15 protein-coding genes are annotated in these 17,018 nt (G+C 66.4%); 12 read left to right on the plus strand and 3 right to left on the minus strand.

What is annotated here, in order from left to right; genetic code table 11:
- Positions 1-265: 265 nt before the first annotated feature.
- The 8 genes from lpxD to ARC63_RS17030 all read left to right on the plus strand — a co-directional run bounded on the left by lpxD (position 266) and on the right by ARC63_RS17030 (position 10,266).
- Positions 266-1,288, plus strand: a complete 1,023-nt coding sequence (gene lpxD, locus ARC63_RS16995; RefSeq protein WP_049455670.1) for a UDP-3-O-(3-hydroxymyristoyl)glucosamine N-acyltransferase — start codon at positions 266-268, stop codon at positions 1,286-1,288.
- Positions 1,285-1,743, plus strand: a complete 459-nt coding sequence (gene fabZ, locus ARC63_RS17000; RefSeq protein ID WP_008265823.1) for a 3-hydroxyacyl-ACP dehydratase FabZ — start codon at positions 1,285-1,287, stop codon at positions 1,741-1,743. Before lpxD ends, fabZ begins: the two co-directional genes overlap by 4 nt.
- 16 nt (positions 1,744-1,759) lie before the next feature.
- Positions 1,760-2,551, plus strand: coding sequence for an acyl-ACP--UDP-N-acetylglucosamine O-acyltransferase (gene lpxA / locus ARC63_RS17005; protein WP_057503884.1), 792 nt, complete (start codon positions 1,760-1,762; stop codon positions 2,549-2,551).
- Positions 2,548-3,807, plus strand: a complete 1,260-nt coding sequence (lpxB, locus tag ARC63_RS17010) for a lipid-A-disaccharide synthase (RefSeq protein ID WP_049482825.1) — start codon at positions 2,548-2,550, stop codon at positions 3,805-3,807. Before lpxA ends, lpxB begins: the two co-directional genes overlap by 4 nt.
- Positions 3,804-4,439, plus strand: a complete 636-nt coding sequence (locus ARC63_RS17015) for a ribonuclease HII (protein ID WP_043396472.1) — start codon at positions 3,804-3,806, stop codon at positions 4,437-4,439. Before lpxB ends, ARC63_RS17015 begins: the two co-directional genes overlap by 4 nt.
- 229 nt (positions 4,440-4,668) lie before the next feature.
- Complete coding sequence (gene dnaE, locus ARC63_RS17020; RefSeq protein WP_049455668.1) at positions 4,669-8,259, plus strand: DNA polymerase III subunit alpha; 3,591 nt, start codon at positions 4,669-4,671, stop codon at positions 8,257-8,259.
- A 64-nt stretch (positions 8,260-8,323) separates the two neighbouring features.
- Positions 8,324-9,193: a hypothetical protein gene (locus tag ARC63_RS17025; protein WP_057503885.1), complete on the plus strand. Its 870-nt coding sequence runs from the start codon at positions 8,324-8,326 to the stop codon at positions 9,191-9,193.
- A gap of 113 nt (positions 9,194-9,306) precedes the next feature.
- Entirely contained in the window at positions 9,307-10,266 is a 960-nt protein-coding gene (locus ARC63_RS17030) for an acetyl-CoA carboxylase carboxyltransferase subunit alpha (RefSeq protein ID WP_057503886.1), read from the plus strand.
- Positions 10,267-10,579: 313 nt separating this feature from the next.
- Here ARC63_RS17030 and ARC63_RS17035 read toward each other — a convergent pair whose 3' ends face one another.
- The gene (locus tag ARC63_RS17035) at positions 10,580-11,035 is read right to left on the minus strand and encodes a CopD family protein (RefSeq protein WP_019337631.1); all 456 of its coding nucleotides are present in this window, start codon (positions 11,033-11,035) and stop codon (positions 10,580-10,582) included.
- Positions 11,036-11,184: 149 nt separating this feature from the next.
- Between ARC63_RS17035 and ARC63_RS17040 the strand changes: the two genes are divergently transcribed.
- Positions 11,185-11,775 carry a class I SAM-dependent DNA methyltransferase gene (locus ARC63_RS17040; RefSeq protein ID WP_057503887.1) on the plus strand — a complete coding sequence of 197 codons (591 nt, stop codon included), beginning with the start codon at positions 11,185-11,187 and terminating at the stop codon, positions 11,773-11,775.
- Between the two features lie 93 nt (positions 11,776-11,868).
- Positions 11,869-13,176 (plus strand): polyhydroxyalkanoate depolymerase, encoded by a 1,308-nt coding sequence (locus ARC63_RS17045; protein WP_057503888.1) that lies wholly within the window; start codon positions 11,869-11,871, stop codon positions 13,174-13,176.
- A 129-nt stretch (positions 13,177-13,305) separates the two neighbouring features.
- Here ARC63_RS17045 and ARC63_RS17050 read toward each other — a convergent pair whose 3' ends face one another.
- On the minus strand, positions 13,306-14,295 hold the full coding sequence (locus ARC63_RS17050; protein ID WP_043396486.1) for a sensor domain-containing protein: 990 nt from the start codon (positions 14,293-14,295) through the stop codon (positions 13,306-13,308).
- Positions 14,292-14,657, minus strand: a complete 366-nt coding sequence (locus tag ARC63_RS17055; protein WP_057503889.1) for a PadR family transcriptional regulator — start codon at positions 14,655-14,657, stop codon at positions 14,292-14,294. The genes ARC63_RS17050 and ARC63_RS17055 overlap by 4 nt, the downstream gene beginning before the upstream one ends.
- A gap of 220 nt (positions 14,658-14,877) precedes the next feature.
- On the opposite strand from ARC63_RS17055, the gene ARC63_RS23335 reads away from it, so the two are divergent.
- Positions 14,878-15,351 carry a hypothetical protein gene (locus ARC63_RS23335; RefSeq protein ID WP_049426667.1) on the plus strand — a complete coding sequence of 158 codons (474 nt, stop codon included), beginning with the start codon at positions 14,878-14,880 and terminating at the stop codon, positions 15,349-15,351.
- Positions 15,352-15,482: 131 nt separating this feature from the next.
- Positions 15,483-16,379, plus strand: coding sequence for a peptidylprolyl isomerase (locus ARC63_RS17065; RefSeq protein ID WP_057503890.1), 897 nt, complete (start codon positions 15,483-15,485; stop codon positions 16,377-16,379).
- Positions 16,380-17,018: the final 639 nt, after the last annotated feature.

The following is a 17,018-nucleotide window of genomic DNA, read 5'->3' on the forward strand; positions in this document are numbered from 1 at the left end:
AAATTGTCCAAAGGCGGCGGGTGGCCCTGGACAGGACCGTTGGCGCCATGGGCCCGAGGCATGCCTCGGGCGGGTTGGGCAGGACGCCCAACCCCGGTCCTGCCGTGTGCGCAGGACAGCGCACACGAGCAAGGCGCCATCGAGCACCATGGAGGGGCTTTTGCGTGTCCTGGCCAGGGCCACCCGCCGCCTCCCGCCCGTATCAGGCAGGCGCCAAGCCCTGCCCCCGCATGACCGCAATGGCGTCACACGTTAAACTCCCGCCGTGAATACTCCCACCTACACCGCCCAGCAACTCGCCGAGCAGTTCGGCCTGCAGGTCCATGGCGACCCCGCCACCGCCATCCATGGCGTGGCTACCCTCGCCCATGCCGGTCCTGGCCAGCTGACCTTCCTCGCCAATCCACGCTACCGCGCCCAGCTGGCCGACAGCCAGGCCTCGCTGGTGGTCCTGCGTGCCGACGACGCCGAGGCCGCCCCCGGCGCCGCGCTCGTGGCCAAGGACCCGTACACCACCTTCGCCAAGATCGCCGCGCTGTTCGATATCGCGCCAACGCGCCCGCCGGGCATCCACCCCAGCGCCGTCATCGATCCCAGCGCCCAGGTCGCCGCCAGCGCCCATATCGGTCCCTTCGTCTCCGTCGGCGCGCGCAGCGTGGTCGGTGAGAACTGCATCATCGGCACTGGCAGCGTGATCGGCGAAGACTGCAGCCTGGACAACGGCTGCGAGCTGATCGCGCGGGTCACCCTGGTCACCCGGGTCAAGCTCGGCAAGCGCGTTCGCGTGCATCCCGGCGCCGTACTCGGCGCCGATGGCTTCGGCCTGGCCATGGACGCCGGCAAGTGGATCAAGGTGCCGCAGCTCGGCGGCGTGCGCATCGGCGACGATTGCGAAATCGGCGCCAACACCTGCGTCGACCGTGGTGCGCTGGAAGACACCGTGCTGGACGAAGACGTGCGCCTGGACAACCTGGTGCAGATCGCGCACAACGTGCAGATCGGCGCGCACTCGGCCATCGCCGGCTGCACCGGCATCGCCGGCAGTGCCAGGATCGGCCGCTACTGCCTGCTCGGCGGCCACGTCGGCGTGGTCGGCCACCTCGAGATCTGCGACAAAGTCGTGATCACCGGCAAGTCGGTGGTCCGCAATTCCATCCATGAGCCGGGCGAGTACTCGTCCGGCACCCCGTTGACCGACAACCGCACGTGGCGCAAGAACGCCGCGCGCTTCAAGCAGCTGGACGCATTGGCTCGCCGCGTCCTGGCTGCTGGCAAGGAGAAAGAATGAACGACACGCTGCAGCTTCCGATCGACGTCTGCCAGATCCAGGAACTGCTCCCGCACCGCTATCCGTTCCTGCTGGTGGACCGGGTGCTTGAGCTCGACATCGAGGCCAAGCGCATCCTTGCGCAGAAGAACGTCAGCATCAACGAGCCGTTCTTCCAGGGTCACTTCCCCGGCCGCCCGATCATGCCTGGCGTGCTGATCATCGAAGCGCTGGCGCAGGCCGGTGGCGTGATGACCCAGCTCACGCTCGGCCGTGACTCGCAGTCCAAGCTGTTCTACATGGTCAAGGTGGAAAACGCCCGCTTCAACAAGCAGGTCGTGCCCGGCGACGTGCTGATGCTGGATGTGCAGATGAAGCGCCTGATCCGCAACATGGGCTGGTACTACGGCGAAGCCAAGGTCAACGGTGAAGTCGTTGCCTCGGCCGAAGTCATGTGTGCCGGCGCCAAGGGCTGATCCACTGGAGGCAGGAATGACTGACAACGCACCGCGGATCCACCCGACCGCCGTCATCGACCCGGCCGCGCGCCTGGCCGATGACGTCCAGGTGGGCGCGTTCACCCTGATCGGTGCCGATGTGGAAATCGATGCCGGCACGGTGATCGGCCCCCATTGCAGCATCCACGGCCCGACGAAGATCGGCCGCGACAACCGCTTCATCGGCCACGCAGCGATCGGTGGCGAGCCGCAGGACAAGAAGTTCGGCGGCGAGCGCACCGAACTGGTGATCGGCGACCGCAACGTGTTCCGCGAGTTCGTCACGCTGAACCGTGGCACCGGCGGCGGCGGCGGCATCACCAGCATCGGCGACGACAACTGGATGCTGGCCTACACGCACGTGGCGCATGACTGCCATGTCGGCAACTTCTGCGTGTTCTCCAACAACACCACCCTGGCCGGCCATGTGACCGTGGGCGACTACGTGATCATCAGCGGCTTCGCCGGTGCCCACCAGTTCTGCCGGATCGGCGCGCATGCCTTCCTCGGCATGGGGGCGCTGACCAATGGCGACGTTCCGCCGTTCACCATGGTCGGCACCGATTCGCTGGGCCGCCCGCGCGGCATCAACAGCGAAGGACTGAAGCGCCGCGGTTTCGATGCCGAGCGCATTTCCGCCATCAAGCGTGCCTACCGCACCCTGTACGTGGCGGGCCTGCCGCTGGCCGAAGCCAAGGTGCAGCTGACCGAACAGGCGCGTGACAGCGATGACGTGAAGGCCATGCTGGACTTCATCGAGCACGCCGAGAGGCCCTTGCTGCGATGAGCAGCACGACCGGCCAGGCGCCGGCCGGCGCCGCTGTGATTCCGCTGGCCTCGATGACCGGCAGCGTCCCCGCGCAACGGGTGCTCAGCGAGCGCCCGTTGCGGATCGCCCTGGTCGCCGGTGAGGCCTCCGGCGATCTGCTCGGTGCGGGCCTGGTTCGCGAACTGAAAGCGCGCTTCCCGCATGCCGAATTCGCCGGCATCGGTGGCGACGCCATGCGCAGCGCCGGCTGCCAGACCTGGCACGATGCCAGCGAACTGGCGGTGATGGGCCTGACCGAAGTACTGCGCCATCTGCCGCGCCTGCTGAAGCTGCGCTCGGCGTTCCGCCAGCGTGCGCTGGACTGGCAGCCGGACGTGTTCATCGGCATCGACGCCCCCGACTTCAACCTGGGCATCGAGCGCTGGCTGAAGCAGCGTGGCGTGCGCACCGTGCATTACGTCAGCCCCTCGGTCTGGGCCTGGCGTGAGAAGCGTGCCGAGAAGATCGGCAGCAGCGCCGACCTGGTGCTGTGCCTGTTCCCGATGGAGCCGCCCATCTATGCCAAGCACGGCATCGACGCGCGCTTCGTCGGCCATCCGATGGCCGACGACATTCCGCTGCAGGGCAACCGCGAGGAAGCGCGCGCCGCGCTTGGCCTGCCGACTTCGGCCAAGGTGCTGGCGGTGCTGCCGGGCAGCCGCCTGGGCGAAATCTCGCGCCTCGGCGAACCCTTCTTCGAGGCTGCCTGGCAGGTCTCCGAACGCATCCCGGGCCTGCACGTGGTGGTGCCTGCCGCCAACCCCGCCTGCAAGCGCCTGATCGAAGAGCAGCTGTCACGCTCGGCGCTGCCGGTCGCGTACTCGCATGTGCTCGACGGCCAGGCCCGCAACGCCATGATCGCCGCCGACGTGGTGGTGCTGGCGTCCGGTACCGCGACCCTGGAGGCGATGCTGGTGAAGCGGCCGATGGTGGTCGGCTACCGTGTCAACGAACTGACCTACCGTCTGGTCAAGGCATTCGGCCTGATCAAGGTCGACCGCTTCGCCCTGCCCAACATCCTGGCCGGGCAGGACCTGGCACCGGAACTGATGCAGCACGACTGCACGCCGGACAAGCTGGCCGCGGCCATCCAGCAGTGGTTCGACCACCCACAACGGGTAACCGACCTGCAGGACACCTATGCACGCCTGCATGAGCGCCTGCGCCGCAATGCTTCGGCACGTGCCGCCGACGCCGTCGGCGAGCTGCTGATGCGCGACCAGGCCCAGGCATGAGCCGCCGCCACGCCGCAGCGGCCAGCCTGGCCCTGTTCGATGGCAGCGCGGTAATCGAGCCGGAACGCCTGGTTGCCGGCGTCGATGAGGCCGGCCGTGGTCCGCTCGCCGGGCCAGTGGCGGTGGCGGCGGTGGTGTTCGACCCGGCACGGCCACGCATCAACGGCCTGGACGATTCCAAGCAGCTCACCGCGGCGCGCCGCGAGCAGCTGCATGACCGCATCATCGAGCGCGCCCTTGCCTGGCACGTGGTGCTGGTGGACGTGGACACCATCGACCGCCTGAACATCTACCAGGCCACCCTGCAGGGCATGCGCGATGTCGTCGCCGCGGTCGCCCACGTGGCCGGCTTCGCGCGCATCGACGGCAACGTGGTGCCCAAGGGCCTGGTACTGCCGGCGCAGGCGCTGATCGGCGGCGATGGCATCGACCGCGCGATCATGGCCGCATCGATCCTGGCCAAGGTCTCGCGCGATCGCTACATGCAGGACGTGCACGCCCGCCACCCGCAGTACGGCTTCGAGCAACACAAGGGCTATGGCACCCCGGCCCACCTGGCCGCCCTGCGCGAGCACGGCCCCTGCATGGAGCACCGGCGCAGCTTCGCCCCGGTACGTGAGTGCCTCGGTTGACCTTGTAGAGCCGAGCCCATGCTCGGCTTTCCGCAGCAGCCGAGCGTGGGCTCGGCTCTACAGGAAACGGGCTCCCGCACGCCTGAACCCGGTCGTCCTCCGGGGCCTGTCAAGAGCTTGTCGCGCCTCTCCGCCCTCGTTACCCTGACCGGGCACTCCAGCGCTTCCCGACCCCGGCGACGATTCCCCCGTCAGCACCCGGGGCCCGCGCGCTCCAACCTGGTCCGGCATGTCCAACTCCCGCTTCGTACATCTCCACGTCCACACCGAGTTCTCGCTGGCGGACTCCACCATCCGTGTGCCGGCCAAACCGGACCAGGCGGACCCGAAGAAGGCCAAGCAGGCCAACCTGCTGTCGCGCTCGGTCGAGCTCGGCCTGCCCGCGCTGGCAGTGACCGACCTCAACAACCTGTTCGCGCTGGTCAAGTTCTACAAGGCCGCCGAAGGCGTGGGCATCAAGCCGATCGCCGGTGCCGACGTGCTGATCGCCGAGGAAGGCCAGGACCCGTGGCGAATGACCCTGCTGTGCCGCGATCGCGAGGGCTACCTGAGCCTGTCGCGGCTGCTGACCCGCGCCTGGATGGAAGGCCATCGCCCGGAAGGCGGTGTGGCCATCCATCCGGACTGGCTGAAGGCCGGCAACGCCAACCTGTTCGCGCTGGCCGGCCGGCAGAGCCTGGCCGGGCGCCTGGCGCTGGACGGCAAGCATGAGCTGGCCGAGCAGCAGCTGGCCGACTGGCAGCGCGTGTTCGGCGACGGCCTGCACCTGGAACTTACCCGTACCGGCCGCGAGGGCGAGGAAACCTTCAACCAGTTCGCGCTGATGGCGGCCGGCCAGCGTGGCCTGCCGGTGGTGGCCAGCAATGATGTGCGCTTCCTGTCGCCCACCGATTTCAGCGCGCACGAAGCGCGCGTGTGCATTTCCACCGGCCGCGTGCTGGACGATCCCAAGCGCCCGCGCGAGTACAGCGACCAGCAGTACCTGAAGTCGGCCGAGGAGATGTGCGCGCTGTTCGCCGACATCCCCGATGCGATCGACAACACGCTGGCGCTGGCCGAGCGCTGCAACATCGAGATGCGGCTGGGCACCTACTTCCTGCCCAACTACCCGGTGCCCGACGACGAGACCCTGGACACCTGGATCCAGAAGATGTCGCGCGACGGCCTGGAAGAGCGCCTGGAGAAGAATCCGCTGGCGCCGGGCAAGACCCGCGAAGAGTATTTCGAGCGCCTGGAGTTCGAGCTCAACACCATCATCAAGATGGGCTTCCCGGGCTACTTTCTGATCGTCGCCGACTTCATCCAGTGGGGCAAGAACCAGGGCATCCCGATCGGCCCGGGCCGTGGTTCCGGTGCCGGTTCGCTGGTGGCGTGGGCGCTGAAGATCACCGATCTGGACCCGTTGCCGTACAACCTGCTGTTCGAGCGCTTCCTGAACCCGGAACGCGTGTCGATGCCCGACTTCGACATCGACTTCTGCATGGACCGCCGCGACGAGGTGATCGACTACGTCGCACGCAAGTACGGGCGCGAGCGCGTCAGCCAGATCATCACCTACGGCACCATGGCCGCCAAGGCGGTGGTGCGCGACTCCGGTCGCGTGCTCGGCTTCCCGTACGGCCTGGTCGACGGCGTTTCCAAGCTGATCCCGAACATCCTGGGCATCCACCTGAAGGATGCACTGGGCAAGGGCAAGGAAGGCCCCAGCTCGGAAATGGCCTCGCCGGAACTGATCCAGCGCTACGAGACCGAGGACGATGTCCGCGACCTGATCGACCTGGCGCTGCAGCTGGAAGACCTGACCCGCAACGCCGGCAAGCATGCCGGTGGCGTGGTGATCGGGCCCGAGCCGCTGAGCGAGTTCTGCCCGCTGTATGCCGAACACGACGAGAACGGGCTGGGCAAGAACCCGGTCACCCAGTTCGACAAGAACGACGTGGAAGAAGTGGGCCTGGTGAAGTTCGACTTCCTCGGCCTGCGCACGCTGACCATCATCGACTGGGCGGTGAAGGCGATCAACAAGCGCCACGAGCGCGCCGGCATTCCGCCGGTGGACATCGCCGCGATCCCGCTGGACGACACGCCCACCTACAAGGACATCTTCGCCAACGGCAACACCGGCGCGGTGTTCCAGTTCGAATCCTCGGGCATGCGCCGTCTGCTGAAGGACGCGCGCCCCGACCGTTTCGAAGACCTGATCGCGCTGGTGTCGCTGTACCGCCCTGGCCCGATGGACCTGATTCCTTCGTTCAACGCGCGCAAGCACGGCCAGGAAGAAATCATCTATCCCGATCCGCGCACCGAAGCGATCCTGAAGGACACCTACGGCATCATGGTGTACCAGGAGCAGGTGATGCAGATGGCGCAGATCGTCGGCGGCTACTCGCTGGGCGGCGCCGACCTGCTGCGCCGTGCGATGGGCAAGAAGGTGCCGGCCGAAATGGCCAAGCACCGCGAGATCTTCCGCGAAGGTGCGGCCAAGGACGGCGTGGACGAAGCCAAGGCCGATGCGATCTTCGACCTGATGGAGAAGTTCGCCGGCTACGGCTTCAACAAGTCGCACGCCGCCGCCTATGCGCTGGTCAGCTACCAGACCGCGTGGCTGAAGCGCCACTACCCGGCCGAGTTCATGGCGGCCACGCTGTCGTCCGACCTGGACAACACTGACAAAGTGGTCGGCTTCCTCGACGAGGTGCGCAACCTTGGCCTGACCGTGCTGCCGCCCAAGGTGAACCAATCGGCCTTCATGTTCGAAGCGGTCACCCCGGACACCATCCAGTACGGCCTCGGTGCGATCAAGGGCGTCGGCCAGGGTGCCTGCGAGGCGGTGGTCGAGGAGCGGCTGAAGGGCGGCCCGTTCAAGGACCTGCTCGACTTCTGCACCCGCGTCGGCTCGGCCAAGCTCAACCGGCGCACGCTGGAAGCGATGATCAACTGTGGTGCGCTGGACGAGCTCGGCCGCAACCGCGCCTCGCTGATGCTGCAGCTGCCGGAAGTGATCAAGGCCACTGATCAGATGGCGCGCGAGCGTGCGTCCGGGCAGAACTCGCTGTTTGGCGGGCCCGACCCGAGCACCGTGTCGATCCAGCTGGACCTGCCCGAAGCCGAAGAATGGCCGCTGCTTCAGCGCCTCAACGGCGAGCGCGACACGCTCGGTTTCTACCTCAGCGGCCACCCGTTCGATCCCTGGCGCGACGATGTGCGCGATCTGGTAGGCAACGACCTGGGTTCGGTGGAGAAGATCTGGAGCGCCAACAGCGGTGGCGGTGGTGGCGGCGAGAAGCGCTGGCGCCCGGAAGTACAGACCGTGCTGGCCGGCCAGGTGGTCGGTGTGCGTCGCAAGGGCGAGAGCCAGATCTTCATCCAGCTGGAAGATGGGCGCGGGCGTGTCGAGTGCAGCGCGTTCTCCGACGCGATGGCCGAGTTCGGGCACCTGATGACCAAGGACCGCATCCTGGTGGTCAAGGGCGGCCTGCGCGAGGACGAGTTCAACGGCGGCTACGCGCTGCGCATCCGCCAGTGCTGGGACTTCGACGAGGTCTGCGCCAACTACGCCACGCGGTTGTCGCTGCGCCTGGACCTGCGCCAGCAGCGCCCGGTCTGGGAGCGCATCGATGCCCTGCTCGACCGCCATCGCCCGGGGCGCACGCCACTGCGCCTGGACCTGCTGCTGAAGGGTCCGCAGGGTGGCATCGCGGGCATGCTTGATGTGTCCGGGCAAAGCGCGGTACGCATTGATTCCAAGCTGATGGAGGCGCTGCGCGCCGACCCGGCCGTGCGCACGCTGAAAGTGCGCTACAGCCCACCGTGGGCCAGCTGAGGCTGGCTCCCTGGTTTTCCTGCCCCCCCTGTTTCCCCGTTCCAAGTATCAAGGACGATTGCCGATGAAGACCCTGCTGTTCCCGTTTGCCGCCGCTCTGGCCCTGGCCGCCTGCTCGCCGTCGAAGATCGAGTTCCAGATCGACAACCCGACCGACACGCCGCTGACGCTGAGCATCGATGGCAAGGACCTGCCGGTGGCCGCACAGGGTTCGCGCCCGATCTCGCTCGCCGTCGGTGAGCACCGCCTGCACACCGACAAACTGGGCGACGTGCGCTTCATCGTCTACGTCGATGGCCGCGGCGGACTGATCAACCCGACCCTGAGCGAGTACGTGGTCGCCCGCGAGATCTACGTCACCGACGAGAGCAAGCTGAAGAACTTCGGCACCGGCAAGGCCGGCATCGAGCTGGGCGGCGTCGACTTCGAAGGTCCGTTCGAGAAGCACCACGAACTGTTCATCGACAAGACCTGGACCTACGGCGTGCGCGAGCCCTTCCCGAAGGAAAAGGTGGTGGCCCACGTCGATTCCAGCGGCGGCCAGATCGTGGCCAAGGTATTCACGGCCCCGGATTTCATCGCCTACGTCGAGGAAGGCATGGGCGAACCCGGTGCATTCAAGCGCGAACAGCCGGCCGGCTACGTGGCCCCGACATTCAGCCTGGAACCGGCCCCGGCCAGCCTGCCGACACTGGACCCCGCCTTCGAGGCGCACGCCGCGCCGCTGCGCGAGGTCTACGCGCGCTGGCTGAAGGCCACCACCGCCGATGAACAGAAGGCCCTGCGCAAGCAGGACTTCGACGCGCAGATGGCCTTCACCTCGGCCACCGCCACCCTGGGCAGCGGCTTGGGCCGGGAAGCCAACGAGGCCTACAACGACTTCGTTTCCCAGCGCAGCCAGCTGATGGGCCGCAGCGCGCTGGTGGTGCCCTGAGCTGACTGGCGCGCCCTGCCCGGCTGCGCTACCGTCGCCTTCCAGACGAAGGCGTACGGGTGGTTTGCACGCATTCGGCTAGAATTCCCCTCTTCTTTACACGACGGCTTCCGATGAATCCGAACTACCTCGACTTCGAGCAACCCATCGCCGACCTGGAAGCCAAGATCCAGGAACTGCGCAACGCCAGTGCCGGGCCGGCGGTCAATGTCGAGGCGGAAGTGCACGCGCTGCAGGACAAGCTGCGCATGCGCACCGCGCAGATCTTCCGCAACCTGACCTCGTGGCAGGTGCTGCAGCTGGCCCGCCACCCGTCGCGCCCGTATACCGCCGACTACATCCGCGTCATGTTCGATGAGTTCCAGGAGCTGGCCGGTGACCGCGCCTTCGCCGACGACAAGGCCATCATGGGCGGCCTGGCCCGCATCAATGGCCGTTCCGTGATGGTGATCGGCCACCAGAAGGGCCGCGACACCAAGGAAAAAATCAAGCGCAACTTCGGCATGCCCAAGCCGGAGGGCTACCGCAAGGCCCTGCGCCTGATGAAGATGGCCGAGCGCTTCGGCCTGCCGGTGCTGACCCTGATCGACACCGCCGGCGCCTGGCCGGGCATCGACGCCGAATCGCGCGGCCAGTCCGAAGCGATCGCACGCAACCTGATCGAGATGGCCGAACTGAAGGTGCCGATCATCTGCACCGTGATCGGTGAAGGCGGCTCCGGCGGCGCGCTGGCGCTGGGCGTGGGCGACCGCACCGTGATGCTGGAATACGCGGTGTACTCGACCATCACGCCGGAAGGCTGCGCCTCGATCCTGTGGAAGGACGCCGGCAAGGCCAAGGAAGCCGCCGAGCAGCTGGGCCTGACCGCGCCGCGCCTGAAGAGCCTGGGCCTGGTCGACAAGGTCGTGCGCGAGCCCACCGGCGGCGCCCACCGCAACCCGACCCAGATGGCCAAGCGCCTGAAGGCCGTGCTGCTGAACGAACTGGACGAACTGGACAAGCTGTCCACCGAACAGCTGCTGGAACAGCGCTACACCCGCCTGCGCAGCTACGGCACGTACGAAGCGGCCTGATTCATCGGCTTGTTACTTTCTTGCTCGTGCAAGAAAGTAACCAAAGAACACGCCGCCGAACGCGAGCCGGTGCTATGCACCGGTTCCCTGCGCTTCTCGGTGGATCAGGGGGCGGCGCCGAACTCGCTGCGCTCAGACATCGGCGCCTCTTCGCCCCTGTTTCACCTGCGATGCTCGGCTCGCTCACGGCGGACCTGAACATCAAAAGCCACAGCTGCACCCAGTAGATCCACGCCATGCGTGGATGCCTCTGCTTTGGCGAAGAATCACGCGAACCCGTAGAGCCAAGCATGGCTCTACGGATAACAGACTGTCAGAACGGCTTGGCCAGCACCAGCCACACGATCGGAATGAAGGCCAGCAGCGGGATCTCGTTGATCCAGCGCAGCGCGCGCGACGACGGCAACGCCCTGCCCTTGGCCACGCCCTTCAACAGGCGGCCGATCCAGCTGAAGTACACCAGCAGCACCACCACCAGCCCCAGCTTGGCATGCAGCCAACCGGCACCACCGGGCGCGACCATGGTCGGGAAATCCGGGATGACCTTGTAACCCAGCCACAGCACCAGGCCGAGCAGGAATGCCAGGCCGAACATCGAGTGGCCGAAGCGGTACAGGCGCAGGCCCATCAGCTGCAGGCGCTCGGTCACGGCCTGCTGGCCTGCGGTCTCGGCCAGGTTCACCAGGATGCGCGGCAGGTAGAACACCGTGGCCATCCACGCCACCACGAACACGATGTGGAAGGTCTTCACCCAGTAGTAGCTCTGCATGCGCTCGCTCCAGCGGCTGGCGTAGATGGGCGGCCATTCTCGCACGCGGTGACCACCGCGCCCCACGCACCGCCGCCGCGACACATCGACGCATGGCGCGCCGCAACACCGTACGATAGGCGCCGTTTTCCCCGATCGCGCACCGCCCCATGGACAAGACCTACGACGCCGCCTACTTCCAACGCTGGTACCGCCGTGCCGACATCGGTGGCAGCGCCCGCCTGGCGCGCAAGGTCGCCCTGGCCGTGGCCAGCGCCGAGTACTACCTGGAACGACCGATCCGCAGCGTGCTGGACATCGGCTGCGGCGAAGGCGCCTGGCGCGCACCGCTGTTGAAGCTCCGTCCGAAGGTCGAATACCTGGGCTTCGACAGCAGCGAGTACGCTGTGCGCCGCTACGGCCGCACCCGCAACCTGAACCTGGCCGCCTTCGGCGACTTCGCCTGGCTGCGGCCCTGCGCCCCGGTCGACCTGCTGGTGTGTTCGGACGTGATGCACTATGTGCCCGACCGCGAGCTGCGCGCCGGCCTGGCCGGCGTGGCCGAGCTGACCGGCGGCGTGGCCTTCCTGGAGACCTTCGCCGCCGAGGACGCGTTCGAAGGCGACCACGAGGGCTTCCAGGCCCGCCCGGCGCGCTGGTACCGCCGCACGCTGGCCCGGCACGGCCTGCAGCCGGTGGGGTCGCACTGCTGGCTCGGCCCCGCTCTGGCAGGCGATGCGGCCGCGCTGGAACGGATGTGAATCCGGATTCATTATTTTCAGTCAACTTAACCTGCGGGACACCGGGATGGGATATGCTGCGCGGCAACATATGACCATACATATTCGGTCGTCATGCTCTATCAACTGCACGAACTGACCCGCAACCTGCTCGCCCCCTGGGTGCATCAGGCCCAGGCCAACGCCAGATTCTTCGCCAACCAGGGTCGCTGGTGGTCGCAGATGCCGGGCGCTGATCGCCTGGCGGCGGTCAATGAACTCTTCCATCGCATCGGCAAGGATTACGAGAAGCCCGAATGGGGCATCAACGAAATCGAGGTCGACGGCGAGCGCGTGCCGATCGTCGTGCACGAGGAAGTGAGCAAGCCGTTCTGCAAACTGCTGCGCTTCAAGCGCCACAGCAATGAAGCCGACCAGCTGCATACCATGCTCAACCAGCCATTCGTGCTGGTCGTTGCGCCGTTGTCCGGCCACCACGCCACCCTGCTGCGCGACACCGTGCGCACGCTGCTGCGCGACCACCGCGTGTACGTCACCGACTGGGTCGACGCGCGCATGGTGCCGTCCAGCGAAGGCGAGTTCGGCCTGGACGACTACATCGCCTACATCCAGGAGTTCATCCGCCACCTCGGCGTCGAACGCCTGCACGTGATCAGCGTGTGCCAGCCGACCGTACCGGTGCTCGCCGCGGTTTCGCTGATGGCCAGCCGTGGCGAGCCCACGCCGCGCTCGCTGGTGATGATGGGCGGTCCGATCGATGCGCGCTGCAGCCCCACCGCAGTGAACAACCTGGCCACGCAGAACCCGTTGTCGTGGTTCGAGAACAACGTCATCCACACCGTGCCTGCCAGCTACCCCGGCGCCGGCCGTCGCGTGTACCCGGGCTTCCTGCAGCACGCCGGCTTCCTGTCGATGAACCCGAGCCGCCACTTCAGCTCGCACTGGGATTTCTACACCGACCTGGTAAAGGGCGACCTGGAAGACGCCGACGCGCACCGTCGTTTCTACGACGAGTACAACGCAGTGCTGGACATGCCGGCCAAGTACTACCTGGATACGATTTCCGTGGTGTTCCAGGACTTCCTGCTGCCGCGTGGCGAGTGGGTGGTCAACGGCGAGAAGGTCGATCCGTCGGCGATCCGCGATACCGCGCTGCTGAGCATTGAAGGCGAGCTGGACGATATCGCCGGCCTCGGCCAGACCGAAGCCGCGCAGGCGCTGTGCACCGGCATCACTGCGGACCGCCGTGAGCATTTCATCGTCGAAGGTGCCGGCCACTACGGCATTTTCAGCGGCCGTCGCTGGCGCGAGGTGGTGTACCCGAAGGTGCGCGACTTCTTCGCCGCGCATGCCGAAGCACCGGCGGCGAAGGCCGCGAAGAAGAAGAGCAACGTCACCCCGCTGCGGCGGAAGGCGGGGTAGCTCGCCCTGGTAGATGCCCACCTTGGTTGGCGCCCTGCCATGAATCCCGATCTCTGATGGATCGTGCCAACCAAGGTTGGCACCTACCAAAGCGAAGCCCGCCAAACGTCCCCAAGCGTGGATTCCGGCTTACAACCGCACCAGCAGGTTCTTGGCAATCAGCCCGTGCAGCTTGCCGATGCCCCGTGCCAGGTGCATCGTCAACAGCAGCAGCAGCACGCCCACGGCTGCGATCACGATGCCCACCAGCGGCGAGGCGGCCATCGGCAACACGTTCACGCCATCGATGTAGACACCCGGAATGTCACCGCTGAACAGCGCGGCCACCGGCGCCCAGATGAACCCCAGTGACAGCGACAGCAGCGTCACCGCGATGGTGAAGTAGACCACGCCCAACGGCAGCATCAGCACGAAGTACAGCAGGGTCAGCCAGGTGCGGCCATCGGTGAACATGTCGCCGATGCGCTGCAGCCAGGTGCGGCTGCGATCGGTGTAACGCGGACGGCGCGGCATGCGTTCTCCCAGCAGCGCTTCCACCAGCCGTCCTTCCAGCAGCGCCAGCCCGCGCACCGAGCCGAAGAACAGCACGGTCAGCGGAATGCCCACGATCAGGATCAGCAGGCCCAGCGACAGCGACAGGCCGGTCACCACCCAGGTGAAGAAGAAGATGCCGGTAGCCAGCGACAGCAGCATGTAGAACAGCGCACCGTAGGTGTGCGGATCGGTCACCACGCCGAAGACACGCGCCAGCAGCGAACGCTGCACCGGCGCCGGCGGCGGTGAGGCCGGCTCGACGCCACTGGCTTCCGCCGCCGCACGCAGCACCGGCGTGGTATCCGCACGCGGCGTGCGCAGCGCGCGGTTCACCGTCACTTCGGTCTCGCGGTAGATCTCGGCCACTTCGTCCGGCGCACCGTAGCTGCCGGCCACGTCGGCGATGACCTCGGCCTCGCTGCGGCCGGGCTGCGCCGCCAGCTCCGAGCGCAGGTATTCCTCGGCGTCGTACAACGCGTCCTGCACCATCGCCGGATCGGCACCTTCCAGCGCCGCGCGCAGCTGCGCCAGATACTGCGGGATGGTGGTCGGCAGGGCGCGGCCTGCCAGGCTCGGGTCGTTCATTGCGGTACCCCCTCCAACACGGAATCGACGGAATCACGGGTGGCCTGCCAGGCCTGGCGCCACTGCGCCAGCACGCCGCGGCCACGTTCATTGATGCGGTAGTAGCGCCGGGGCGGACCACTGCTGGATGGCTCCACATGGCTTTCCAGCAGCCCGGCGCTCTCCAGGTTGCGCAGCACCGGGTACAGCGCGCTCTGCTTGCCGCTCAGCACGCCCTCGCCCACGCGCTCCAGCTCCTTGGCGATCAGGTAGCCGTACAGCGGCTCCCCGGCCCGGGCCAGCACCGCCAGCAGGGCCAGCGACACGGTTCCGGCGCTGAGCTCCTTCTGGAACTTCTTCAGGTGGACATCGTCCTCGGACATGGCCGGCCCTCCACTACGTTGAAGTCCACAGTAGTGCGAAGTTCGGTATAGCGAATGTGTCGTTAGTCACTCTTCCGGTTGGCGAGGGCCGGATGACCACCTGGCCGGCAGGCCCATTGGCTTGCTTGCCCCTCTGCGAACCGCGGCATACCGTCACCTTCCAACAGCGCAGCGGCTGATCCAGCTCCTGCGAGCACGACGGTCCCGGGAGTATCCACTTATGACTGAGTTTTATTATTGCGACTTCTGGTTTGGCGCAAAGAAGTCCGCCCGAAACATAATCAGTGAATCCGAAGCCCAATCGAGACATGAGAGCCAGGCTCGCTATACGGTTCTCGTTGGCTCCCCCACCACGCCATCGGCGATTGTCGATGTGCTGTTGGACAAAGACATGATTGGCGTCGACTTTCTGGATGAACATCTAAGGGAGCGCCTGACGTATCAGTTCCAGCAGGTAGCACCGGGAAATCTGTTCCTGAGCATGGCGGTACATAGAACGTTCGATGAGAAGAGTGACAGCATTGCCGAAGGGACCAGCTACCTCTTCAATGAAGATGGTCGGCTTACGATAACCAGGGAGAATTTCTCGCCTCATCATCTGGAAGAGTCTTCAACTACGCACGATCCGACAGGCAACTATGAACCTGTTCCTGTCTTCGGCCATTACTCCGGTCTAATTGCAGAAGAACGATAGGCGTTGATGCCAGACCCATTGGATCGTCCAAGAGGCGGCGCGCAGGCTGACGCGAATGCCCCCGCATGTCACTTGGCGATACGGTATCTCGTCGCGCAGAATCGAAGCCTTGTTCATGTTCCGGGGTTCCCATGCCGCACCGTCGTCGCCTTGCCCTGACCGCCCTCGCCTGCCTGCTGCCCGCCATGGCCAGCGCAGCCACGCCCTACCGCAGCCCGCAGCAGATCCTCGATGCCTCGGCGGCCAGCGACTGGCGCACGCCGGACCCGGCCAACCTGCTGTACATGGACCTGCCCGCCGGGCGCGTGATCATCGAGCTGGCGCCGCAGTTCGCCCCGCGGCATGTGGCCAACATCCAGACCTTCGCCCACGAACATTTCTGGGACGGCACCAGCATCTACCGTTCGCAGGACAACTTCGTGGTGCAGTTCGGCGATGCCGACGCCGATGACGCAGCCAAGGCCAAGCCGTTCGGCAGTGCCGCGCGCAAGCTGCCGGCCGAGTTCGAGCGCGCCAGCGCCGGCCTGAAGGTCAGCGTGCTGCCGGACCGCGATGGCTGGGCCGCGCAGACCGGTTTCGTCGACGGCTTCCCGGTCGGCCAGGACCCGCAGGCCGGCAAGACCTGGCTGGCGCACTGCTACGGCATGCTCGGTGCCGGCCGCAGCAACGAGGAAGACAGCAGCATCGGCGCCGAACTCTATGTGGTGACCGGCCAGTCACCGCGCCAGCTCGACCGCAACATCACGCTGGTTGGTCGCGTGCTGAAGGGCATGGAACTGCTCAGCGCGACGCCGCGCGGCCCGGCGCCGATGGGCTTCTACACCGACCCGAAGCTGCGTACGCCGATCGTGTCGATCCGCCGTGCCAGCGACGTGCCGGTGGCCGAGCGCACGCCGATCCAGGTGCTGCGCACCGATTCGAAGACCTTCGCCGATACGGTAGAGGCGCGACGCAATCGCGTGGATGATTTCTACAAGCGCCCGGCGGGGCATATCGATCTCTGCAATATTCCGGTGCCGGTGCGGTAGGAGCCTGGCTTCCTGCACGTGGCGCGTGCTGAAGGTGCTTCACTGTTCATGGGCGTTACTTTTCTTTGTACGCAAAGAAAAGTAACCAAAAGAAACGTTCCGCCGGCCGCGAGCCGGTGCTGCGCACCGGTGCCCTGCGCTCCTCGGCCCGTCGAGGGACGGCGCGGGAACTCGCTGCGCTCAGACACCCGCGCCTCTTCGCCCTCGCCGGACCTGCGGTGCTCGGCTCGCTCAAGGCGGATCCAAGATCAAAGGCAGAAGCGGTCGCTTCGCTCGCCGGGCCCGGCCCGGCACTACCAAGCATCGTCGTGCAGCTGTGGCTCTTGACCTTGGGTCCGCCTTGAGCGAGCCGAGCATCGCAGGGGAATCAGGGGCGAAGAGGTGCCGATGTCTGAGCGCAGCGAGTTCGGCACCGTCCCCTGATTCACCGAGAAGCGCAGGGGACCGACGTGCGAAGCGCGGCGGCTCGCGACCTGGCGGCGCGTTTCTTTTGGTTACTTTTCTTTTCGCGCGAAAAGAAAAGTAACGCCCATGAACAGTGAAGCACCTTCAGCACGTGCCATGTGCAAACATGTGCAAAAACGCCTCAGCCCTTCTGACTCACCGCCACGCTCCCCAGAATCAACGCACCGGCAATCA

The organism is Stenotrophomonas geniculata ATCC 19374 = JCM 13324, assembly GCF_001431625.1.
Lineage (GTDB): Bacteria > Pseudomonadota > Gammaproteobacteria > Xanthomonadales > Xanthomonadaceae > Stenotrophomonas > Stenotrophomonas geniculata.

Bases quoted from the DNA above. Each gene is read 5' to 3' on its own strand.
- ARC63_RS17050 (WP_043396486.1), bottom strand. From the start codon at position 14,295: ATGAACGACCCGAGCCTGGCAGGCCGCGCCCTGCCGACCACCATCCCG.
- ARC63_RS17025 (WP_057503885.1), top strand. From the start codon at position 8,324: ATGAAGACCCTGCTGTTCCCGTTTGCCGCCGCTCTGGCCCTGGCCGCC.
- lpxA (WP_057503884.1), top strand. From the start codon at position 1,760: ATGACTGACAACGCACCGCGGATCCACCCGACCGCCGTCATCGACCCG.
- ARC63_RS17015 (WP_043396472.1), top strand. From the start codon at position 3,804: ATGAGCCGCCGCCACGCCGCAGCGGCCAGCCTGGCCCTGTTCGATGGC.
- ARC63_RS17035 (WP_019337631.1), bottom strand. From the start codon at position 11,035: ATGCAGAGCTACTACTGGGTGAAGACCTTCCACATCGTGTTCGTGGTG.
- ARC63_RS17055 (WP_057503889.1), bottom strand. From the start codon at position 14,657: ATGTCCGAGGACGATGTCCACCTGAAGAAGTTCCAGAAGGAGCTCAGC.
- lpxB (WP_049482825.1), top strand. From the start codon at position 2,548: ATGAGCAGCACGACCGGCCAGGCGCCGGCCGGCGCCGCTGTGATTCCG.
- ARC63_RS23335 (WP_049426667.1), top strand. From the start codon at position 14,878: ATGACTGAGTTTTATTATTGCGACTTCTGGTTTGGCGCAAAGAAGTCC.
- ARC63_RS17030 (WP_057503886.1), top strand. From the start codon at position 9,307: ATGAATCCGAACTACCTCGACTTCGAGCAACCCATCGCCGACCTGGAA.
- ARC63_RS17045 (WP_057503888.1), top strand. From the start codon at position 11,869: ATGCTCTATCAACTGCACGAACTGACCCGCAACCTGCTCGCCCCCTGG.
- dnaE (WP_049455668.1), top strand. From the start codon at position 4,669: ATGTCCAACTCCCGCTTCGTACATCTCCACGTCCACACCGAGTTCTCG.
- ARC63_RS17065 (WP_057503890.1), top strand. From the start codon at position 15,483: ATGCCGCACCGTCGTCGCCTTGCCCTGACCGCCCTCGCCTGCCTGCTG.
- fabZ (WP_008265823.1), top strand. From the start codon at position 1,285: ATGAACGACACGCTGCAGCTTCCGATCGACGTCTGCCAGATCCAGGAA.
- ARC63_RS17040 (WP_057503887.1), top strand. From the start codon at position 11,185: ATGGACAAGACCTACGACGCCGCCTACTTCCAACGCTGGTACCGCCGT.